The 20,998-nt window shown below is 63.1% G+C and carries 18 protein-coding genes; 13 read left to right on the top strand and 5 right to left on the bottom strand.

Annotated features, from left to right (window positions below):
- The first annotated feature begins 88 nt into the window (after nucleotides 1-88).
- From NKI08_RS28675 to NKI08_RS28655, 5 genes are all read left to right on the top strand, one after another.
- Nucleotides 89-673, top strand: coding sequence for a GNAT family N-acetyltransferase (locus tag NKI08_RS28675; RefSeq protein WP_352774302.1), 585 nt, complete (start codon nucleotides 89-91; stop codon nucleotides 671-673).
- Between the two features lie 354 nt (nucleotides 674-1,027).
- Nucleotides 1,028-1,639 (top strand): SMI1/KNR4 family protein, encoded by a 612-nt coding sequence (locus NKI08_RS28670; protein ID WP_352774301.1) that lies wholly within the window; start codon nucleotides 1,028-1,030, stop codon nucleotides 1,637-1,639.
- A gap of 148 nt (nucleotides 1,640-1,787) precedes the next feature.
- A complete protein-coding gene (locus tag NKI08_RS28665; protein WP_352774299.1) occupies nucleotides 1,788-3,404 on the top strand; it encodes a GMC family oxidoreductase in 1,617 nt (538 codons plus the stop codon).
- Entirely contained in the window at nucleotides 3,401-4,612 is a 1,212-nt protein-coding gene (locus NKI08_RS28660; RefSeq protein WP_352774297.1) for a mandelate racemase/muconate lactonizing enzyme family protein, read from the top strand. Before NKI08_RS28665 ends, NKI08_RS28660 begins: the two co-directional genes overlap by 4 nt.
- Nucleotides 4,609-5,532: an NAD(P)-dependent oxidoreductase gene (locus NKI08_RS28655; RefSeq protein ID WP_352774295.1), complete on the top strand. Its 924-nt coding sequence runs from the start codon at nucleotides 4,609-4,611 to the stop codon at nucleotides 5,530-5,532. Before NKI08_RS28660 ends, NKI08_RS28655 begins: the two co-directional genes overlap by 4 nt.
- A gap of 92 nt (nucleotides 5,533-5,624) precedes the next feature.
- Here NKI08_RS28655 and NKI08_RS28650 read toward each other — a convergent pair whose 3' ends face one another.
- Complete coding sequence (locus NKI08_RS28650; RefSeq protein WP_352774293.1) at nucleotides 5,625-6,563, bottom strand: diacylglycerol/lipid kinase family protein; 939 nt, start codon at nucleotides 6,561-6,563, stop codon at nucleotides 5,625-5,627.
- 737 nt (nucleotides 6,564-7,300) lie between these two features.
- Between NKI08_RS28650 and NKI08_RS28645 the strand changes: the two genes are divergently transcribed.
- From NKI08_RS28645 to NKI08_RS28635, 3 genes are all read left to right on the top strand, one after another.
- Nucleotides 7,301-7,735, top strand: a complete 435-nt coding sequence (locus tag NKI08_RS28645; protein WP_352690658.1) for a hypothetical protein — start codon at nucleotides 7,301-7,303, stop codon at nucleotides 7,733-7,735.
- A gap of 6 nt (nucleotides 7,736-7,741) precedes the next feature.
- Nucleotides 7,742-8,872 carry a hypothetical protein gene (locus NKI08_RS28640; RefSeq protein WP_352774291.1) on the top strand — a complete coding sequence of 377 codons (1,131 nt, stop codon included), beginning with the start codon at nucleotides 7,742-7,744 and terminating at the stop codon, nucleotides 8,870-8,872.
- Nucleotides 8,873-9,032: 160 nt separating this feature from the next.
- Nucleotides 9,033-9,548 (top strand): hypothetical protein, encoded by a 516-nt coding sequence (locus NKI08_RS28635; RefSeq protein ID WP_352774289.1) that lies wholly within the window; start codon nucleotides 9,033-9,035, stop codon nucleotides 9,546-9,548.
- An 8-nt stretch (nucleotides 9,549-9,556) separates the two neighbouring features.
- Here NKI08_RS28635 and NKI08_RS28630 read toward each other — a convergent pair whose 3' ends face one another.
- On the bottom strand, nucleotides 9,557-9,853 hold the full coding sequence (locus NKI08_RS28630; protein WP_352774287.1) for a hypothetical protein: 297 nt from the start codon (nucleotides 9,851-9,853) through the stop codon (nucleotides 9,557-9,559).
- Complete coding sequence (locus NKI08_RS28625; protein ID WP_352774285.1) at nucleotides 9,844-11,178, bottom strand: FAD-binding oxidoreductase; 1,335 nt, start codon at nucleotides 11,176-11,178, stop codon at nucleotides 9,844-9,846. The genes NKI08_RS28630 and NKI08_RS28625 overlap by 10 nt, the downstream gene beginning before the upstream one ends.
- 118 nt (nucleotides 11,179-11,296) lie before the next feature.
- Between NKI08_RS28625 and NKI08_RS28620 the strand changes: the two genes are divergently transcribed.
- A complete protein-coding gene (locus NKI08_RS28620; RefSeq protein WP_352469768.1) occupies nucleotides 11,297-11,791 on the top strand; it encodes a YegJ family protein in 495 nt (164 codons plus the stop codon).
- Between the two features lie 15 nt (nucleotides 11,792-11,806).
- On the opposite strand, the gene NKI08_RS28615 is transcribed toward NKI08_RS28620, so the two are convergent.
- Together NKI08_RS28615 and NKI08_RS28610 are read right to left on the bottom strand one after the other, a co-directional pair.
- Nucleotides 11,807-12,778, bottom strand: coding sequence for a DUF3137 domain-containing protein (locus tag NKI08_RS28615; protein WP_352774283.1), 972 nt, complete (start codon nucleotides 12,776-12,778; stop codon nucleotides 11,807-11,809).
- Nucleotides 12,779-12,850: 72 nt separating this feature from the next.
- Nucleotides 12,851-13,891, bottom strand: a complete 1,041-nt coding sequence (locus NKI08_RS28610) for a CapA family protein (protein WP_352774313.1) — start codon at nucleotides 13,889-13,891, stop codon at nucleotides 12,851-12,853.
- Between the two features lie 142 nt (nucleotides 13,892-14,033).
- Between NKI08_RS28610 and NKI08_RS28605 the strand changes: the two genes are divergently transcribed.
- From NKI08_RS28605 to NKI08_RS28590, 4 genes are all read left to right on the top strand, one after another.
- A complete protein-coding gene (locus NKI08_RS28605; RefSeq protein WP_352774281.1) occupies nucleotides 14,034-15,287 on the top strand; it encodes a hypothetical protein in 1,254 nt (417 codons plus the stop codon).
- Nucleotides 15,288-15,401: 114 nt separating this feature from the next.
- Nucleotides 15,402-18,686, top strand: a complete 3,285-nt coding sequence (gene uvrB / locus NKI08_RS28600) for an excinuclease ABC subunit UvrB (RefSeq protein ID WP_352774279.1) — start codon at nucleotides 15,402-15,404, stop codon at nucleotides 18,684-18,686.
- 432 nt (nucleotides 18,687-19,118) lie between these two features.
- Complete coding sequence (locus tag NKI08_RS28595) at nucleotides 19,119-20,648, top strand: ABC-F family ATP-binding cassette domain-containing protein (protein WP_352469763.1); 1,530 nt, start codon at nucleotides 19,119-19,121, stop codon at nucleotides 20,646-20,648.
- A 102-nt stretch (nucleotides 20,649-20,750) separates the two neighbouring features.
- Nucleotides 20,751-20,924 carry a hypothetical protein gene (locus tag NKI08_RS28590; protein ID WP_023719167.1) on the top strand — a complete coding sequence of 58 codons (174 nt, stop codon included), beginning with the start codon at nucleotides 20,751-20,753 and terminating at the stop codon, nucleotides 20,922-20,924.
- Nucleotides 20,925-20,998: the final 74 nt, after the last annotated feature.

The raw sequence follows: 20,998 nt of genomic DNA, 5'->3' as shown, positions 1-20,998 counted from the left end.
AAACCCCGGTTTGAACATCCCCGCATGGACCGCAACCTATGATGCGCTAGCGCGCAGTGCAGGCTAGACTGAGCAACATCAACAGCGGATGACGGCTGACATGGCACTTGGCTTTCGCCCATTAACGCCCGATCTGTGGCCGGCGCTCGAGGACCTGTTCGGTGACAGCGCCGTCTGCAGTCGCTGTTGGTGTATGTACGGACGGATCGGCAGTTCTTATCGAAAGCGACCCGGCGAGGAAAACAAGGCAGCGTTCCGGCAGGCCGTCCAGCATGGTCCGCCTCCGGGTTTGCTCGCTTTCGACGGCGATACAGCTGTCGGCTGGTGCCAGGTGACACCGCGAGATGCCCTGCCCTGGCTCGATCGGCTGTGGCAGCTCAAGCGCGTGGATGACAAGCCGGTCTGGTCTTTGTCCTGCCTCTACGTGCGAAAAAGATACCGCAGGCGAGGCGTAACATCCCAGCTGATTGGAGAGGCTCTGGAAATCGCAAGGCGCGCAAATGTGCCTGCGCTCGAAGCCTATCCTTTCGAGGCCGACGTATCGCCGAGTGCTTCCGGCAGCGGATATGCCTCCACCTTCGCGCGCGCCGGGTTCAGGGTCGTCGCTCGCAGAACGCCGGCCCGCCCGATCATGCGCTATGATTTCAAGCAGATTGCCGATCATCGCCTGTGATCGCAGCTTGAAGTTTCGGCTATGGGTGGAAAGTTGCCATCCAGCCGCTATTGCGCCCGCTTCGCTGTCACCGGCGAACATTACTGAACGCAAACAGATTAATCAAAGCCGTAGCGAGGCTCACCGATATTGCAACAGCAAGACTAGACTTCCGCAGCGGATCGCAGCTTGGCAAGTCTCACGTCTCCGGCCGAACGAACTGGCTGGCGACCTTAGGTTGTAGGCGCGAAAGTCACCGTCGGGCGTGATTACCAACTCTGTGATGTTCGCCCGTTGTTTTCGATGTGATAGATCAGGTTGACAAGGTAGACCCTAGAACCCGTCAAAAGTGGGTAAATGGAGCTATTAGGGACAATGCGTTCGCAGGAAGAATGGTCAAGCAATGAAGACGCTCGTGCATACAGAGAGCTCCGAACCCTAGTCGATAAATGGAAACGCCTCGGGACGAAGACATATCCGGATGGAACAGAGTGGATCGGGCATACTCCTGATCGAGCGCCTGAAGCGTATTTGCATCAACTGTATGCGCCGCTTGACGCCATCGGAATTGGGCAGATGGAGTCTGAAATTTCGCGTCGACTCCCAGATAATTTCCGTTGCTTTCTCATGCTCCACAACGGGATAGGTCTGTTTGCGAATTATATAAACGTCTATGGGCTGCGACGCAGCTGGTCACGCACAAATTTAGTGGAGGCGGGTCAACAACCCTTCTCCATACTGGAACCGAATGTACAGAGACGGCCAGGCAATGCACCAGACGATGTTCTCTTTATTGGTTCACTCGGGGATAATAGGAATTTAATTGCCATGAATCCGGACGGGAGGGTCTTTCGCTGGGAGAGTGATGATCCTCTGTTGGGTTCGATCAACTCCTACTCAAGCGTGTTCACCTTCCTGCTGGAAGAAGCCAATGAGGCGGCGGCCTTGTTCGACCCGGATGGGCGCAGATGCGATTCTGATAGCTGAGCTTCCAAACCAGCTCCGGCAACACGCCGAAATCCAAACCGGGTATCGCCAGTCGCTTTTTTCACAAGCGATGCCGGAAGCTCCGGTGATGACGGCGGCTTGCGGCGTCTAGGCTGCAGCCTGAAATTCGGAGCCAGCCGCATCCATCATGCAGACCTATGATTTCATCATCGTCGGCTCCGGTTCGGCCGGCTCGGTCCTGGCCGAGAGACTGTCGGCTTCCGGCCGCTTCTCGGTGCTGGTGCTCGAGGCCGGCGGCAGCGACCGTCGCTTCTACGTGCAGATGCCGCTCGGCTACGGCAAGACCTTCTTCGACCCGGCGGTCAACTGGAACTACAAGGCCGAGCCGGATCCCGGCCTGGCCGGCAATGCCGACCACTGGCCGCGCGGCAAGCTGCTCGGCGGCTCGAGTTCGATCAACGCCATGGTCTGGATCAGGGGCGCGCGTGAGGATTTCGACGCTTGGGCAGCGGCCGGCAATCCCGGCTGGGGCTTCGACGACCTGCTGCCTGCGTTCAAGGCGCTGGAGGATAACCAGGCCGGCGCCGACCAATGGCGCGGCGTCGGCGGGCCGCTGCATGTCACCGACTGCTCGACCTCCGTCCATCCGCTCACCAAGCGCTATCTCGCCGCCGCCAACCAGGCCGGCCTGCCGCTCAACCCGGATTTCAACGGCGCCTCGCAGGAAGGCGTCGGCGCCTACCAGATCACCACCAGGAACGGCCGCCGCATGTCGGCGGCGCGCGCCTTCCTGCGCCCGGCGATGAAGCGCAAAAACGTCCGCGTCGAGATCAACGCCCTAGCGACAAAAATCCTGTTCGAGGGCAAACGCGCCGTCGGCATCGAATATCTCCAGAATGGCGCGACGAAAACCGCCCGCGCCGGCCGCGAGATCATCCTGTCGGGCGGTTCGGTCAATTCGCCTCAACTTCTCCAGCTTTCCGGTGTCGGCCCGTCGGCGCTTCTTGGCGCGCTCGGCATTCCCGTCGTTCACGCCAACGAGAATGTCGGGGCAAACCTGCAGGACCATGTCGGCATCAACTACACGTTCAAGGGCAGGCTGCCGACGCTCAACCAGATCCTGCGCCCGTGGTGGGGCAAGCTGCTGGTCGGCATGCAATACGTGTTTTTGCGCTCAGGCCCGCTGTCGCTGTCGATGAACAATGCCGGCGGCTTCTTTCGCACCGATCCGGCCACGGCACGGCCCAACATGCAGCTCTATTTCCAGGCGTTTTCAACCGTCATTCCGAAGAGCGGCGAACGCCCGATCCTGACGCCCGATCCATGGCCGGGCTTTTCCATCGGGCTGTCCAATTGCCGTCCGTCGAGCCGCGGCGAAATCATGATCCGTTCCGCCAATCCGCGCGATTATCCCAAAATCGTCGCCAATGCCTTTTCGACCGAGGCGGACGTCGCTGAAATGCTGGCGGCGGTGAAATTCGTCAGGAAGATCGCCTCGATGCCGGCGATGGCCGAGATCATCGAGGAAGAGGTTTTGCCCGGTCCCTCGATCACCTCCGACGCGGATCTCATTCAGGATTTCAGGAAGCGCTCGGGCACCGTCTATCACCCGGTCTCGACCTGCCGCATGGGGCCGGACGCGGCGCACGCCGTCGTCGATCCGCGCCTCAAGGTACACGGCATCCAGGCGTTGCGCGTCATCGACGCCTCGATCTTTCCGGACAACATAACCGGCAACACCAACGCCGCCGCGATCATGACCGGATGGAAGGGCGCCGAACTGGTTCTGGAGGATCAAAAATGAAAATCACCGACGTCAAGACCTGGGTGGTCGGCAATCCGCCGCCCGGCATCGGCGGCAAGTATTTCATCTTCGTCAAGCTCACCACCGATGGCGGCGTCGTCGGCTATGGCGAGGCCTACAACGCCACCTTCTCGGCCCATGTCACGGCGAAAATGGTCGAGGACATGGCCGAGCGTTATCTGATCGGCCGCGACCCGCACGATATCGAGACCTTCTTCCGCCGCGCCTATTCGTCCGGCTTCACCCAGAGGCCCGACGTGTCGGGCATGGGCTGTTTCTCGGCGCTGGAAATCGCCTGCTGGGACATTATCGGCAAGGAGGCCGGCAAGCCGGTCTACAAGCTGCTTGGCGGCCAGGTACACGAAACGCTGCGTTCCTATACCTACCTCTACCCGCACAGCGGCAGCGTCCATTCGGAGGACGCCCGCGGCAAGAACGTCTACAATGATCCTGACCTGGCCGCCGCCTGCGCGCTCGAATATGTCGAGCAGGGTTTTAACGCGGTCAAGCTCGACCCAGCCGGCCCCTACACCGCCTTCGACGGCCACCAGCCGCGCCTCGTCGACATCGACCTCTCCGCCCGTATGGTCAAGGCGATCCGCGAGGCGGTCGGCACCAGGGCCGACATCCTGTTCGGCACGCACGGCCAGTTCACCGCATCGGGTGCGCTGCGCCTCGCCCGCGCCATCGAGCCCTATGATCCGCTGTGGTTCGAGGAGCCAGTGCCGCCCGACATGCCCGAGGTGATGGCGCAGGTCGCCCGCGCGACCTCGATCCCGATTGCCACCGGCGAGCGGCTAACAACCAAATTTGAGTTCGCCCGCGTCATCGAGAACCGTGCGGCGACCATTCTTCAGCCCGACCTTGGCCGCTCCGGCGGCATTCTCGAAACCAAAAAGATCGCCGCCATGGCCGAAGCCTACCACATCCAGGTCGCGCCGCACTGCTACTGCGGACCGATCGTCGGCGCCGCCAACATCCAGCTTGCGGTGACGCTGCCCAATTTCCTCATTCTGGAATCGCTGAAGCAGTGGGACGGTTTTCACGCGAAGCTGCTCAAGAAGAAGATCGAATGGCGGGACGGCAACGTCATCCCGTCGAAGGAGCCAGGCCTCGGTGTCGAACTCGACGAAGCCGTCTGCGAGGCGCATCCCTGGACCGGCAAGGACCTGCATTTGCAGATGCTGCAGGCGCCGTTGATGCCGTGAGCGCGCGTCAGAGCTATGCCTTCGTCGGTCTTGGCCATCTCGGCGGCCAGCTCGCCGCCAACCTGATCCACAACGGCTTTGCCGTCACCGTATTCGACCGCGACCAGGCGGCCGTCGAGCGGCTGGTGATGCTTGGTGCCGATGCCGCCAACAGCCCGGCTGATGCCGCTGGCCGCGCCGGCAATGCCATCACCTGCCTGCCCTCGCCAAAAGTCAGCGAGGCGGTGCTGGCCGGCCCCGGCGGATTGCTCGAAGGCCTGCCCGCAGGCGGCAGTTGGATCGAGATGTCGACCAATGGCCAAGACGAGATCTTGCGCCTTGCATCCCTCGCCTCGGCAAGAGGCGTCGAGACGCTCGAATGCCCGGTCACCGGCGGCGTGCATCTGGCAGCCGTCGGACAGATCACCGCGCTGGTCGGCGGCGACGCAGCGCTTTATGCGCGCCACCGCCCTGCCGTCGAGGCGATGTGCGCGCGCTCGTTCCTGATGGGTCCGGTCGGCTCGGCGGCGGTGATCAAGGTCATCACCAACATGCTGGCCTTCATCCATCTGGTCGCCGCCGGCGAAGCGCTGATGCTGGCCAAAAAGGGCGGGCTCGACCTTGCCCAGTCCTATCACGCCATCGTCGCCTCCTCCGGCAACAGCTTCGTCCATGAGACCGAAAGCCAGCTGGTGCTGAACGGCTCCTACGACATCGGCTTCACCATGGACCTGGCGTTGAAGGATCTCGGCTTCGCCCTCGGCATGGGTGAAAAATTCGGCGTTCCGCTCGAGCTTGCCTCGCGCGTCGACGCAATCTTCAGGCAAGGCAAGCAGGCCTATGGCGGCAGCGCCTGGTCGACGATGATCGTGAAACTGCTCGAGGATGCCGTCGGCACCGACCTGCGCGCACCCGGTTTCCCGGCTAAACTCGCAAGTTGATATTGGCCGGATTATCAATCGATTTCAGTCGATTGGAGAGATCGCCGGAACCAGAGCCGCAGTCAACTGAATCAAAGTCTCAACACCTTGATTCAATATCTCAGCGTCAATGCGCCGGGCAGGATCTCGAAAGTCGCTGGTATGCGACCCGGCGATTCGCCGTCTACGTCGATCAGCGCGGCGTTCTTTTGCACACCGCCGAGCGGCTCGACAACCACTTTCTTGCCGCGCAGGATGGTGATCGCAGGATGGTTGCGGTGCCGCCCGCCATAGAGCAGGCGGATGTCCCAGATCAGCTTCAGCTTGCCGGCGGCGCGCAGGATGACGATGTCGAACTCGCCGTCGTTAAGCTCGGCGTCGGGCGCGATCATCATGCCGCCGCCGAAGAATTTGCCGTTGGCCACCGCCACCAATGCCATGCGCGCCTCAACCGGGGCACCGTCGTCGATGGTGATCGCAACCTCCTGGAACCGATAGCGGAGGAATTCCCAGACCGTGCGCCAGTAGAACAGTGCCTTGGCCGAAACCTTGCCCTTGCGCCTGTCGGCGTTGACGGCACGGTCGGTAGCGCCGGAAAGCCCGAGGCTGGCGATGTTGATGAAATGGCGGCTGGCCAGTGCGCCATGGTCGTCGACATAGCTGATGCAGCCGGCATCGACCTTGCGCGGCTTTGCCTCGGCAATCCGCTTCAGCGTCAGATCGACATTGTTCGACAGGCCGAGCCCGCGGGCAAAGTCGATGCCGGTGCCGCAAGGCAGCAGCCCGAGTTCGGCCGTCCGGCCGCTTTCCCGGAAAGCCTTCAGCAGCCCGTCGGCGACTTCGCTGGCGGTGCCGTCGCCGCCGGCCGCGATCACCAGCTCGAAGCCGATGGCGGCAAGGTCGAGCGCCAGCCGTTCGGCATCCCCCTCGGCCTGCGTTTCACGCAGCTCGAAATCACCGAAATGTCTTTTCAGCGAAGCCGCAACCTCGGGCCAATGCCGCTTGAGTCTGCCGCCGCCGGCGATCGGATTGAGAACCACCGCGACCTTCAAGCCTGCCTCCCCAAGGCCATCGAACACGCCTTCCAATCATTTGCCGGCATTGAAGCCCGCGCCGGCCTGCGGGGCAAGGGTCGATTACCCGACAATGCGGCTTCGGCATCGAGGCGGCAAATCCCGACCGGCGGCGGCAGAGATCGGAAAGTCGCTATTTTGGCAGGGTCAGTCCCCGATAATCCCGCTATCCACAGGCATGCGGCAGTTCCGCCAAACGCTTATCCGACGTACGTTAAAACCCATCTCAGGCGGCTACCGATCGCCACGCCGAAAGGCAAAGCGGAACGGCGGATTTCCTGAGGCCCGTACGGCCCTGAACGAGAACAGGCTCGCTTGTTGGAGGGATGGACGCCGAGACCTACGGGGCCGCGGAAAGCGTGCGAACGCCGACGGCGGACCGATGCTGCCATGAAGGACGGCAAAAACCTTCGGTGGCGCGCTGGGCAAAGCTCGCAAGAGTGGAGACCGGCGTGGTCCGGAACGGACGCTGCCTTCGGGCGGCGACTGGCAGGACCGTCAAAATCAAGGCCGGCATGGTGCGACATCTTTCGGGAGTTGCTGCCGCGACCGTGTCCTGATCTGACAGGGAGGCGCTGGGAGAAATCCCGGCGCCGACTGTCTTTGTGGCCCCGCCTGACGATTTTGCCGGCGACGCTTCACGCTGCGCCAAAATCAGCTACTATCCATTTGTCGTCGGGGGCCGTTTAAAGGGGCTGACGGCAGGGGGACATTTCATGACGCTCATCCAGAAGCTTGCTGTTGCCTATGCTTTCCTGTTCTTCGGCGTTGTTGCCATCGGCTATGTGCCGGCTTTCAACGACGCCGGCGGCAATCTGTTCGGCCTGTTCTCGCTGCAATGGTACGACGATTTGCTGCACGCCTTCTCCGGCGTCTGGGCGCTGGCCGCCGCCTTCATCTCGCACCGCCAGGCGGTGTTCTATTTCAAGCTGTTCGGCTCGGTCTATCTGTTCGACGGCGTGCTCGGCCTGGTCACCGGTTCCGGCTGCCTCGATGGCGGCATCTTCATCAACGGCTTCCGCTCCCTGAACGACATCGAATTCCCGGCCCGCTTCTTCGCCAACCTGCCGCACATCTTCATCGGCGGCTTCGCCGTCTACGTCGGGTTCTGGCTGTCGAAACGTGTGTACGACCATTTCGCCACGGCCTGACCGGCCATGTTCCTGTTCCGCTGGCTGAAGCGCATCATCAAGGCGATCCTCTGGCTCGTCGTCATTGTCGTGTTGATCCCGATCGCCGGGCTGGCCTACGGCTTTCTCACGACGCCGTCGCTGGACACAACGCCATTGCCGGGCGTCGCCGAGGGTGCCCCGCCAAAGGCGCTGGCCGACAAGATCCGTGCCGAGATCCCCGGCTACCAGCGGCCGGAGGAATCGACCTTTCTTACCTATCCGGAATGGGCCATCGTCTACGCCGCCCGCGAATATGCCGGCTTCGTCGACAAGAACCAGCCGAGCGGTTTTCCCTATCTCTCCTATATCGGCCGCTTCTGGCAGGACTATGCGATGGTCATCCGCGCCAGCTCCATCTACAAGTTCAACCTCGACAACCACCAGATGCTGGTGGTCATCGGCACCAGCCACACGATCGAGCACGCCATCCAGTGGGCCTATGAAAATACGATCGGCCGCGTCACCGAAGCGACAGCCGGCAAGCGCACCGCCGTCGACATCTACCAGGCCAAGGTGGCGGCCGATTATGCCGGTTTTCTCGACCAGGTGCCGTGGTACCAGTTTCCCTATGCCGAAAAGCGTGCCGGCCTGTTTGCCGTCCAGCCGGCAGCGGACGACAGCGCCGTCCGCACCAGCGAACGCAAGCTCGCTTTCGGCCTCGCCGACACGATCAAGCAGGGCTATGCCGATCTGATCAAGTCGGCGCTCGCCGCCACCACCGATCCCGCCTTGCTCGATATTCATGTCTGGGCCAAGGGTCCGGTCGGCGAGGTGACGCGCAACGAACCCGACACCTTGCTGGAGCGCGATCTCGGCGCCGACGGCGCGATCTTCGTCACCAGACGCTATCAGGTGTTCACCGACATGATCCCGCGCCTGATCGGCAAGGGCGTCTCCTTCGTCGAGATCGGCGGCAATGACGAGATCATGGTCACCATGCTTTCCAATGACGAGATCAATGTTCCCGAAGGTGCACGCACCTTGTTCAGCTACCCGCTTCCGGCGCAACCTTCGACGCGCCGCACCGGCCTGACCGTCGCCGTGCGCAAGCTGCACATCGTGCTGCCGGCGCTGATGACGGCGGGCGCCAGGCTCGAGCATGTCTACGATTACTGAGGCCTTTCGGTCACAGTCGGCCTCGGCAGGACGTTGCGTGATGCTCCGTCACGCTCATTCCACAATCGCGGCCAAATCCCGCCTTGTTCCGCAACGATTGATGATGCCGTAGACACGTTGTCTTGCGCACATGTGCCAGGCAACTCGGAGGGACACGACCGTGATCAAGACCGCCCTTGTCACCATGACCATCGTCGGCTGCGACTGCGACGCCAGGCTTTGCGAATATATCGGCGAGACGCCCGCCAAATGGTCGACCATCGCCGAATGCGAAGCGGCGATGAAAAGCCAGATGCTGCACGAGCGCAATTTCGACTATCCGCTGGTCTCCGGCATCTGCCGGATACAGAACTCGTCTTCGTCATCGCAGCTCGCTGCGACCGCTTCCGAGCCTGAATTGACGACGGCCAGTACGGCCGCGACAGACCCGCTGCCACCGGAACTGAGCCATCGGCCCAGTGCTGCGGTCGGAACGCAGGCCACGGCGACGGAAACGGAAGCCGTCCGGCCGGTCGCCTATGAAGCGGCGGTCGATGGCGGCCGCGCCGTGCTCTACCGCACGAAGGCCGGCTACGCCGTGGTCAAGACCGATCTCGGCCGCGCCGCATCGGCAACGATCGGCATCGCCAGGCGTTCGGCGAACTGGCTGGCGGCGAAGCTGCCTGACGGTTTGTAGCCGCCGCTTCAGGCCGTGCCGATCAGTGCCTTGACGGCGCGATAAAAAATCGACGAAAACAGCTCGCCCGGATCGTATTGCAGCTTCTTCGCCAGGAAGGACGGCAGTTCCGGATAGGAGGCAAGCAGCTCCTTGCCTGTGTAGTGGAGCTGGTAGGGCAGGAAAAAACGACCGCCATGCTTGATCGTCACGTCGATCAGCGCCCTTGTCAGCGCCCGCATCCTGGCATTGCCGTCAGCGTTTGTCGGCTGATTGATGTAGAGCACCAGCGAATAGGCCGGCCCCGGCGCATAATTCAGCGCCACATCCTCCTTGTGGACGATGCGTACCGACGCGTTGAGCACCGGCAGGGTCTGGTTGCGCAGGATCTCGCGCGCTTCCGCGATGAACGGGTTATAGGCCGCCCGCGGGATGAAATACTCTGCAGGATGTCGGTCTCATCGAGCAGATCGTTGAACAGATAGGGCACTGAATCGTGCATCGGATGGTTGCGCGTGACGAGGCAGGCCTCGCCCTCGCCCATTGCCGTCGTCCGCGCCACCGTGCAGCTCTCGAATTGCGGCTCCAGCGTCTTTTCGGTGAACCATTTCAGCTCCTGGAACAGGCTGCCCCATTTCGCCAGGTTAATGATCACCCGCTTGAGCCCGACCGAACCCGGTTCACCGATTGCCGGCTGGTCGGCCGGCGGCTGGTCGGCGACCTTGTCATAGCGGTAGACGATCATATCCTCGAGGAAATTGCCCGGCGCAGTCGACAGATGCCCATAAAACAGACCGATCGCCCTGTTTGGCTCCAGAACCTCGGCGAAGAACGTCGGGAAATCGTCCGATTTTATGATCTCGCGCGAGGTCCGGTAGACGGCGTTGTCGACGATGTCGAGTGTCGCCTCCAGCACCACGCCGAACAGGCCGTAGCCGCCGACGACGTGGCGGAACAGCTCGGTATTTTCGGCCGGTGAGCAGGTCGTCACCGAACCGTCCGCCAGCATCACCCGCATCGATCGGATCGAACCGGCGACCGAGCCGGCCTGGTGGTCCATGCCATGCGCGTTGACCGACAGCGAGCCGCCGACCGAAAAGATGTCGGTCGACTGCATCGCCTTCACCGCGAAGCGCGGGTGCAAAAGGTTCTGGATGTCGTGCCAGCGCGCGCCCGGCTGCAAGGTCATCGTCTTTGCAGCCGGGTCGATACTGACCTTGTTGAATTTACGCATGTCGAGGACCAGCGCGTTGTCGTCGAAGGCGTGGCCGCCCATCGAATGGCGCACCGCCGCGACCGAGACCTTCAGGCCATTGGCGCGGGCAAAGGCCAGCGCGCTCGCGATGTGGTCTTCCTTGCTGACTTCGATAACGCCGTAGACCGGTGTCATCGACAGGCCGCTGGCATCGTTGATGTTGCCGCCCTTGGTCAGCCATGGCAGCGCCGGATCGTAGGCTGGCGGGCCCTCCAGCGGCTTCTGCGCCAGGTCGATTCCGTCAATGTCGGCGATGCGCCCGGAATTCTTCTGCCCCGACGGACCGCGCGCCAGCCGCGCCACGGTCGTGCCGCCCCAGAGCATCGCGCCGCCGACCACGGTCGTACCCAGCAGCAGCCGCCGCGACAGGCGAAACCCCTTGCGTTCTTCGACCATAGCCCCACCCCACTGCCCCAGGAATAGCGCCTGATGGAGACAAAAACCAGTTGCCAATCAGACGTTCGGCGAACGATGATCCGGTTTGTCTGGCGAAAATGTCGAAAGCAGTCGCATCATGAAGCTTGCAGCCCGTATCGCGCTTGCCCTGTTGCTTGCGTTTGCTCCGGCATCAGCCGACGCGCAGACTCCTGGTCAAGGCGACGACAAGGTCGTCAGCGTAGCTGGCGACGATCCGGAGATGGCGGCCGCTATCGAGCAGGCGCGTGCCAGCCTCGACGACTTCCTGGTATTGGCCGACGCACCGCCATCCGGAACGGCCGACTTCCAATTGAAAGTCGTGGTCAGGGACGGGGACGCCACTGAACATTTCTGGGTCTTTCCCTTCCACCGGACGGCGGCCGGATTTGCAGGAACCTTGGACAACGAGCCGCAGACCGTGCACAACGTCGTGGCAGGCCAGGAGATCGAATTCAGCCGGGACGATATTTCCGACTGGGGCTACATGAAGAACGGCCGCCGGGTGGGAAGTTTCACTGTCTGCGTTCTCTTCAAAAAAATGTCGAAGGAAGACGCCGACTATTATCGCCAGAACTATGGCTTCGATTGCTGACGGCTGAATTCTAGTTCAACCGGCTTCTACATCCTTCACGCCGATCTTGCGGACCAGTGCCGCGGTCGCCAGGATCGTGGCCATGTCGGCGATCATCGGCGCAACATGCTTGGCATAGTCGAGCGGCACAGAGATGTCCGGCAGTTCGAAGAAGTTCTTCGTCTGCGGAAGCAGCAGAAAGCCGTCGCTGCCGTTGAGCGCGACGCGTGCCGGTTCCTTCGGCCATGTTTCGCCAAGCCATTCGAGCGCCTGCGCCAGCCGGCCGGTCACCAGCGGCCGCGCCGCTTCGATGTTGTCGGTGTGGAACTCGTAGGCGGCGTCGAGTTCGGGTACGCCGCATGACAGTTGTTCCGTCTTGCTGCCGAACATGCCTCGGAAGAAACCGACCACCATATTGGCACGGCGCGCCGCCACCAAGATTCCCGGGAACGGCGCAATGGTGTCGAACGCGATAATGACGCCCTTGAACGCCTGAGATGTGGTCTTGCCGTTCCTCTCCAGCAGCGTCACCTCATAGAGCTCGAAGGCAAAGCCTTCATACCGACCGGAGACGACGTCCTCGAAATACGAACGGTTGAACACGCCAATCGTCTCGCGCGGCAGCCGATCGAAGGAGTTCGGCGTTACGCCATGCTGATAGCGCACGTCCTGGATGAAGCCGAAGACGATCGGCAGCAAACTGTTGCGGAACGTCTGCTGCAATTTGCGCGCCGGCCTGATCGCCTGGAGATAGAGCAGGATCGCCGCCAGGAACCCGCCGATATAGAGGAACACATGCGGGGTCGAGAACCACTGCTCGTTGGGGTCGGCAACCGCGTTGAAGAGCCAGGCCACCAGCGCCACGAAGACAACCACCGATCCGATGAAAAGTGGCACCCGCCAGTGCGTCCGGCGATAGGCCGAAGCCCTTTGCGCCTCGTAGGCCTCGATGTCCTTCCTGAGGCCGGCGATCACCGCTTCGCTCGGCAAGAAATCCGCAGTTTCCATCACCCACCCGCCCCACAAGCCCGCCCGCGTTGGGCATGATAGCCGGTTTGGTGGACCGCGTCAGCGCAGCTGTCAGCGCCCGGCACCGAAGATTGCATCGAGGCGGGCCAGAACCCTTTGCCTGGATTTTCCCGCCAGCGTTTCAACCGGCATCAGCCGCTCGTGATCGCCGGCGCGCAGCCGCATGAAGGCATGCAGCCGGTAGGCGGCAATGGCCCCGCGCGTGCCGGGATCGTCGCCGATGTCGACGACGAGAATGGCGCCGATGCGGCCGGGCCATGGCTGGCGCGCGAAGGCGGTGCCGATGAAATCGCCGAGCCCATAGGCGACGAGCGTCTTGCCGATCCGCTCGATCGGCTGCACGACATGGGCATGATGCCCGGCGACCAGGCCGACGCCATGTTCGGCCAGAAGTCGCGCCATTGCCCGCGTCTTCGCACGTGGAAAATGCCGGAATTCCCAATCCCAATGCGGCACCGCGCAGAGGAGGTCGACACCCGAAGCGGCAGCGTGCGGCCATTGCGTCGGATCGGCTTGCATCGAGACTCGGCCCGCCAACTGAGCCTCGTCGGTATTGCGCCACAAGGTAAAGGCGGCAAGGCCTATGGTCAGCGAACCAACCGCAAACCGCTCGACCGGAGCCGCACTGCCGATCGTGCGGATGCCTAATTGCTCCAGCGCGGCGACGGTCTCGTCGAAGCCGGCAATACCCTGGTCGAGCACATGGTTGTTGGCCAGCGACAGCACCAGTTTTTCACGCGAAATGCCGGCGGCGGCCAGCGCCTCGGCAAGGAACCGCTCGCTCATCGCGTGGTGCGTGCCGAGCCTGGTGCCCCAAACAGCGCTCGGCCGCTCCACCACCGGGCTTTCGCAATTGCCGACCACCAGATCGGCCGAGGCAAGCAGTGCCGCAATCGCCGGATCGCAGTCTGGCGCGCGGCGATTGGCCACCGCCGAGATATCGCCGACGAAAGCCAGCCGCACCGTCCGCGCCGGCAGTGGTTCGAGCAGGGCTGCGGCCGCCGGAGCAAAGCCGCGCGCGTCGCCATTGAGCGAAGGCCGGAGAAAACGCGGCAGCCACGACAGTTTATAGGAAAGCGGATAGTTCGACACGCGACGCCCAATCGTTTGCCTTGTGTAGACCGTCCGCCGGATTGATTGAAGCGTCGACTGTTGTGGGTGAACCGCAGGCCACAGGCGCAGCGAACCAAATGCGTGTATGATCCACTGCGGAGCGACAAAAGGGGCGATCACGATGAAGCGTTTTTCCAGGCTGGTGGCGTGCGCCATCATTCTTCTCCTGCGGCTGGCGTTACCCAGCGCCGCGGCTCCCGAACCGGCGGCCCTGTTCGAGGCAAAAACCGTGACTGAGCGCGACAGCGCTCTTGCCGCTCTGGAAGCCGCCGCGCCGGGCGATCCGGCAGCCGCCTATGCCGCCGGCGCCGGCGAATTCTTCACCGCGCTGGAGATACTGGCCGGCGGCCTGCACCGCCACGGTTTCGACAGCCCGCAATCCTTCATGCTGCCGCTGATGCGGCTGCCGGTGCCGGACAATGCCAATCCCGAGCCGCTGACCTACGAACAATTCCGCGCCATTCTCGTCGCCTTCCGCGACCGGCTGGAGAAATCCGCAGCCACGCTGGGTTCGGTACCCGCCGACGCTGACATCGGCATGGTCATCGACCTCACCCGCCTCGGCATCGACCTCAACGAGGACGGCACGATCGCGCCGGACGAAAGCGCCGCGGCGATCATGGCGTCTCTGTCACGCGGCGGCGGTGCGCCAGACGCGGCCGCACCAGCCCTCACCTTCCGCTTCGACCGGGCCGACGGCTACTGGCTGCAGGGCTATGCCGAGTTCCTGATGGCGCAGGCCGACTTCTGGCTGGCGCATGATTTCAGAAACACGTTCGACGGCTCCTTCCACATGCTGTTCCCGCGCGCAAAACTGCCACTGCAGGACACGCTCGTTCCGCTGGACGGTGGCATGGGCGGCAGCATTCTGTCGTCCGAATGGCGTCTCGCCGATTTCATCTCCCTGGTGCATCTCATTAACTGGCAAGTGGTCGAGCCTGAGCGCCGGCAAGCGGCACGCCGCCATCTCATGGAAATGATCCGGCTGTCGCGCGAGGATTGGAAAGCCATCCGCGCCGAAACCGACAATGACCGCGAATGGCTGCCGGGGCCGCAGCAGAAAGGCACCAGCCCGCTGACCGGTCTCGAAGTTGGTGAGCAGCAGGTACAGGCCTGGCTCGCCGCCCTTGATATGGCCGAGGATCTTCTGGAAGGCCGCACCTTGCTGCCGCATTTCCGCAGCGCCGACAAAGGCATCAACATGAAGCGCTTCTTTGATGAGCCAAAAACCTTCGACCTGGTGCTGTCGATCACCGGCCCGGCCATCGCGCCCTATCTAGAACGCGGGAAGATTCTCACCAGCGAGGAGTTCGATCAGATCCAGCGCCAATTCGGCGGCGCCGGGTTTCTGACATTTGCGCTGTGGTTTAATTGAGCGGCGCACTTCGACGTTGCTCCTGACAGCCTGCTGTCAGCAGCCAAATTGCGCGCGGCACCCTTCACCACTCCGCTCTTTCCATTTTGGCCGATACCTCCCATATTCGGGGCCATGGCCAGACTCTCCGACAAGAAAACGCCGCCGCCGGCGAATGACGAGCGCGCTTCGCCGCACAAGCGGCGCAGTCCGCTGACCGATTTCCTCGATGCCTCGGAGCCGCTGCATGGCTTTGCCGAAGCGCCGCAGGCCGAATTCACCGGCGCGCCGCTGACCGGCTCGATTGCCGACTGGGCCGAGCAGATCGAGCAGGAAGCCGAGAAGGAAGGGCGTCAAATCTCCCCCCTCGAGGGGGAGATGTCGCCGAAGGCGACAGAGGGGGTCGGCAAAGGAAGCGCTCGGCATCAAGGGTCGCCGAGCACTGCCGCACCGACCCCACCCGGCGGCTCCGCCGCCACCCTCCCCTCGAGGGGGAGGGAAGGCGCCAAGTCTGCCAAGAAAATCCCCGAACGCTCCTCTTCCCCCGGCCGTACGGCACGCGGCACCTCGATGGGCGGCGCGGCTTCGGCGCGGGAGCGTACCGCGGCCGGTCTCAATCCCGTCGCCGGCCTCGATGTCTCCCTGGAAGAGGCCGAGACCATGGCCTCGGGCGGCGTCACCGCGACCGTCGCGGCGCTGTCGGCGCTGATCGAATCCGGCAATCCGCTGCACAAGGACGGCGTGCTGTGGACGCCGCACCGCCCTGCCCGGCCTGAGAAATCCGAAGGCGGCATCGCCATCAGGATGGTCTCGGATTTCGAGCCGGCCGGCGACCAGCCGACGGCGATCAAGGATCTCGTCGAGGGGGTCACCAGCAACGACCGTACCCAGGTGCTGCTCGGCGTCACCGGCTCGGGCAAGACCTTCACCATGGCCAAGGTGATCGAGGAGACGCAGCGCCCCGCTCTGATCCTGGCGCCCAACAAGACGTTGGCCGCGCAGCTCTACTCCGAGTTCAAGAAATTCTTCCCGGAAAACGCCGTCGAGTATTTCGTCAGCTACTACGACTACTACCAGCCTGAGGCCTATGTGCCCCGGACCGACACCTACATCGAGAAGGAATCCTCGATCAACGAGCAGATCGACCGCATGCGCCATTCGGCGACGCGCTCACTGCTCGAGCGCGACGACGTCATCATCGTCGCCTCGGTGTCCTGCATCTACGGTATCGGCTCGGTCGAGACCTATACGGCGATGACCTTCCAGATGCAGATCGGCGACCGGCTCGACCAGCGCGCGTTGCTCGCCGACCTCGTCGCCCAGCAATACAAGCGCCAGGACATCAACTTCGTCCGCGGCTCGTTCCGGGTGCGCGGCGACACGATCGAGATCTTCCCGGCCCACCTCGAGGACCGCGCCTGGCGCATCTCGCTGTTCGGCGACGAGATCGAGGCGATCACCGAGTTCGATCCGCTGACCGGCCAGAAGACCGGCGAGCTGAAGAGCGTCAAGATCTACGCCAATTCGCACTATGTCACACCGCGCCCGACCTTGAATCAAGCCATCAAGTCGATCAAGGAAGAACTGAAGTATCGCCTGCAAGAGCTTGAAAAGGCTGGCCGCCTGCTTGAGGCGCAGCGGCTTGAGCAGCGCACCCGCTTCGACCTGGAGATGCTTGAGGCGACCGGGTCCTGCGCCGGCATCGAGAATTACTCGCGCTATCTGACCGGCCGCAAGCCGGGCGATCCGCCGCCGACCTTGTTCGAATACATCCCCGACGATGCGCTGGTCTTCATCGACGAAAGCCATGTCACCATACCGCAGATCGGCGGCATGTATCGCGGCGACTTTCGTCGCAAGGCAACGCTGGCCGAGTATGGTTTCCGCCTGCCGTCCTGCATGGACAACCGGCCGCTGCGCTTCGAGGAATGGGACGCCATGCGCCCGCTCTCCGTCGCGGTTTCGGCGACGCCCGGCGCCTGGGAGATGGAACAGTCCGGCGGCGTCTTCGCCGAACAGGTTATCCGCCCGACCGGCCTCATCGACCCGCCGGTCGAAGTGCGCCCGGCCAAGACGCAGGTCGACGACGTCGTCGGCGAAATCCGCGAGACCACCAAGGCGGGCTACCGCACGCTGGTCACCGTGCTGACCAAACGCATGGCCGAGGACCTGACCGAGTACCTGCACGAGCAGGGCATTCGCGTGCGCTACATGCACTCCGACATCGACACGCTGGAGCGTATCGAGATCCTGCGCGACCTGCGCCTCGGCGCCTTCGACGTGCTGGTCGGCATCAACCTGCTGCGCGAAGGCCTCGACATTCCCGAATGCGGCTTCGTCGCCATTCTCGACGCCGACAAGGAAGGCTTCCTGCGCTCCGAGACATCGCTGATCCAGACGATCGGCCGCGCCGCCAGAAACGTCGACGGCAAGGTCATCCTCTATGCCGACCAGATCACCGGCTCGATGGAGCGGGCAATGGCCGAGACCAACCGCCGTCGCGAAAAGCAGATGGAGTGGAACGCGGCCAACGGCATCACCCCGGAATCGGTCAAGTCGCGCATTTCGGACATCCTGGACTCGGTCTACGAAAAAGATCATGTCCGCGCCGATATCTCGCAGTTCACCGACAGCGCCGGCGCCATGATGGGCAACAATCTGAAAGCGCATCTCGACGCCCTGGACAAGCAGATGCGCGATGCCGCCGCCAATCTCGATTTCGAGAAGGCAGCCCGTATCCGCGACGAGATCAAGCGGCTGCGCGAGATGGAGCTGTCCATCTCCGACGATCCGCTGGCCAAATATGCCGACATGGAAAGCCCGGTCTCGGGCCGCGAAAAGGGCAAGCACAACAAGGGCGTGGCCAAACACCGTACATCGGAGGAACAGGAGCGTTTCCGCAAGCTCGACGAGGCACGTTCGGCCGAAGAGGCGGCCCGGCCCAACCTCTTCCGCAAGCCGGCACTCGACGAGATGGGCGCCGACGGCGCCGTGCCGGTGAAGAAGCCGCTGTTTTCGAAGCCCTCGCTCGACGCCATGGGGCCGGGCACGGATATGCCGACCCCGGCCGGCGCAGTGTCGCGTTCGCTGTTCAAGAAGCAGTCGGCCGAAGAGGCGCACGGCTCCGACTTCGGCATCCCGGGCGAACCGACCAAGCCGCTATTCAAGAAGAACTCGCTCGACGAGATGACCGTGCGGCGGACGGAAAAGCCGGTCGAAGGAAAGGTGCCAGCGAAACCACAGCCGATCTCCCCCCGTGTGGGGGAGATGCGCGGCAGGGCAGAGGGGGGCGCAAAGGAACGCAACGATTCCGCCAAACCCATTGTCCGCCAGCGCAGTGGTATCGGCTCCTACGAAGACCCGGCCGACGCCCGCCGTGAAAAGCGCCGCCCCGGCAAGACGGGGCGCCCGGGACGCTAGCGAGCTTCCCTTCTCCCCTTGGGGGAGAAGGTGGATCGGCGCGCAGCGCCGAGACGGTTGAGGGGTGCTGGACGGATCGCCGTCGGTGCCAAGCTGGAGCACCCCTCATCCGACCGCTTCGCGGCCACCTTCTCCCACAAGTGGAGAAGGGGGAGCCTAGCCACTTGCCATCGGCCCTAGCCTTGGTGTAGCCAGTTTCTACAACTCGAACGTCTTGAAAGGAGGGCTGCGTGTTATTTTCTCACCACCGTCAGCGCGGCCCTGTCTTTGCCCTGCGAGCTAGCTTGCAGGGCTGACCAGGGACGGTCCGGGTTTTTCCCCGCTTCGATTTTTTGGTCTGCCCTTCGTGGTGCGCAATGCCGAGCCTAATGGCTGGCACGTGCACCGTCAAAGTGCATTGAGCCGGGCTCCGGCAAGACCAGAGAAATCAAAATGGCCCTGATCAGCCTCAAATCCCTCGGCGTCACCCTGAATGCGCCGCTGTTTTCCAACCTCGACCTCACCATCGGCACCGGCGACCGGCTCGGCATCGTCGCCGCCAATGGGCGCGGCAAATCCACTTTGCTGAAGTGCCTGACCGGCGAGATGGAGCCGACATCAGGCGACATCACCCGTACGCGCGGCCTGCGCGTCGGCTATGTCGAGCAAGTCGTCCCGGCAGCGCTGGCCGGGCGCAGCTTCCAGCAGGTGGTCGCTGATGCCTTGCCGGCCGGACAGGTCGAAAGCGAACAATGGCGCGTCGATGTGGTTCTTGACTCGCTTGACGTGCCAGAACCGATGCGCGGGCGGCCAATGCAGGCGCTGAGCGGCGGCTGGCAAAGGCTGGCGTTGATCGCCCGCGTCTGGGTCACCGATCCCGACGTCCTGCTTCTCGACGAGCCGACCAACCATCTCGACCTCGGCAAGATCAGCCAGCTCGAGACCTGGCTGAACGCGCTGCCGCGCGAGGTGCCGGTGGTGATCGCCAGCCATGACAGGGCGTTCCTCGATGCCACGACCAACCGCACGCTGTTCCTGCGTCCCGAACAATCACCGGTGTTTTCGCTGCCCTATTCGCGGGCGAGGCTTGCGCTGGACGAGGTCGACGCCTCGACCGAACGCAAGTTCCAGCGCGACATGAAAGTGGCGCAGCAGCTGCGCCGGCAAGCGGCCAAGCTCAACAATATCGGCATCAATTCCGGCAGCGACCTTTTGACGGTCAAGACCAAGCAGCTCAACCAGCGGGCAGAGCGCCTGGAAGAAGCGGCAGCGCCGGCACACCGCGAAAAGTCGGCGGGCGCGATCAAGCTTGCCAACCGCGGCAGCCATGCCAAGGTGCTGATCACGCTCGACGAGTTGGTGGTCGGAACACCTGACGGCACGGTTCTGTTCAGCACCGGCAAGCGCCACATCTGCCAAGGCGACCGCATCGTCCTGCTCGGCCGTAACGGCGTCGGCAAATCACGGCTGATCGGCCTGATCCGGAACGCCATCGTCGAGCCGGAAACGGCGGCGCAAAGCCTGAAGGTGACACCGTCGACCGTGCTCGGTCATAGCGACCAGGCGCTGTCCGGCATCGACGGCGATGACACGCCGCTGGCGATGCTCTCGCGCAAATTCGACGTCGGCGAGCAGCGCGCCCGCTCGCTGCTCGCGGGCGCCGGCGTCAGCATCGACATGCAGGAGCGAAGGATCGGCGTGCTGTCCGGTGGGCAAAAGGCGCGGCTGATGATGCTGGCGCTGAGGCTCGCCAATCCCAACTTCTATTTGCTCGACGAGCCGACCAACCACCTCGATATTGATGGCCAGGAGGCGCTGGAAGCGGAATTGCTGGAACATCAGGCGAGCTGCCTGCTTGCCTCGCACGACCGCTCCTTCATCCGCGCGGTTGGCAACCGCTTCTGGCTGATCGAGAAACGGCGGCTGACCGAGGTCGACGACCCGGAAGCTTTCTTCCGGGAGGTAGCCGAAGCCGGCGGTTAAAAAATTGCGGAAAAAATCCGGCGCTCTGTCGGATGATGATCGCATGCCACGTCCTTAGGTTGCCGACACGGTGATGCCGGCGCCAATCGAGGAGAAAGCATCATGTCCATTCTGTCATCCATAGGTCACGCCGTAACGCGTTACTCGGCGGCTCGCGCCCGTTATCGCAGCGAACGCGCCATCCTGTCATTGCCGATCGAGCTGCGCAAAGATATTGGCTGGCCGGAAATCGTCGTCGACGCGCAAAACAGCCCGCGGATTCGCATCGAAGGTTGAAGGTGGCAGTTGGCCGTCGCGGCAGGCGCCATTTCAAATCCAAAAAACCATCGGCCGTGTAGGATCGTCGCCGT

This window comes from Mesorhizobium sp. M0768, from assembly GCF_040320195.1.
Classification (GTDB): Bacteria; Pseudomonadota; Alphaproteobacteria; order Rhizobiales; family Rhizobiaceae; genus Mesorhizobium.
Note: the sequence above shows the minus strand (reverse complement) of the source record. Positions and strands in the feature narration are given on the sequence as shown.

What these genes read in the sequence shown, in the direction of transcription:
- NKI08_RS28675 (WP_352774302.1), top strand. Translation starts at nt 89, where the DNA reads ATGACGGCTGACATGGCACTTGGCTTTCGCCCATTAACGCCCGATCTG.
- NKI08_RS28670 (WP_352774301.1), top strand. Translation starts at nt 1,028, where the DNA reads ATGCGTTCGCAGGAAGAATGGTCAAGCAATGAAGACGCTCGTGCATAC.
- NKI08_RS28665 (WP_352774299.1), top strand. Translation starts at nt 1,788, where the DNA reads ATGCAGACCTATGATTTCATCATCGTCGGCTCCGGTTCGGCCGGCTCG.
- NKI08_RS28660 (WP_352774297.1), top strand. Translation starts at nt 3,401, where the DNA reads ATGAAAATCACCGACGTCAAGACCTGGGTGGTCGGCAATCCGCCGCCC.
- NKI08_RS28645 (WP_352690658.1), top strand. Translation starts at nt 7,301, where the DNA reads ATGACGCTCATCCAGAAGCTTGCTGTTGCCTATGCTTTCCTGTTCTTC.
- NKI08_RS28640 (WP_352774291.1), top strand. Translation starts at nt 7,742, where the DNA reads ATGTTCCTGTTCCGCTGGCTGAAGCGCATCATCAAGGCGATCCTCTGG.
- NKI08_RS28625 (WP_352774285.1), bottom strand. Translation starts at nt 11,178, where the DNA reads ATGGTCGAAGAACGCAAGGGGTTTCGCCTGTCGCGGCGGCTGCTGCTG.
- NKI08_RS28620 (WP_352469768.1), top strand. Translation starts at nt 11,297, where the DNA reads ATGAAGCTTGCAGCCCGTATCGCGCTTGCCCTGTTGCTTGCGTTTGCT.
- NKI08_RS28615 (WP_352774283.1), bottom strand. Translation starts at nt 12,778, where the DNA reads ATGGAAACTGCGGATTTCTTGCCGAGCGAAGCGGTGATCGCCGGCCTC.
- NKI08_RS28605 (WP_352774281.1), top strand. Translation starts at nt 14,034, where the DNA reads ATGAAGCGTTTTTCCAGGCTGGTGGCGTGCGCCATCATTCTTCTCCTG.
- uvrB (WP_352774279.1), top strand. Translation starts at nt 15,402, where the DNA reads ATGGCCAGACTCTCCGACAAGAAAACGCCGCCGCCGGCGAATGACGAG.
- NKI08_RS28595 (WP_352469763.1), top strand. Translation starts at nt 19,119, where the DNA reads ATGGCCCTGATCAGCCTCAAATCCCTCGGCGTCACCCTGAATGCGCCG.
- NKI08_RS28590 (WP_023719167.1), top strand. Translation starts at nt 20,751, where the DNA reads ATGTCCATTCTGTCATCCATAGGTCACGCCGTAACGCGTTACTCGGCG.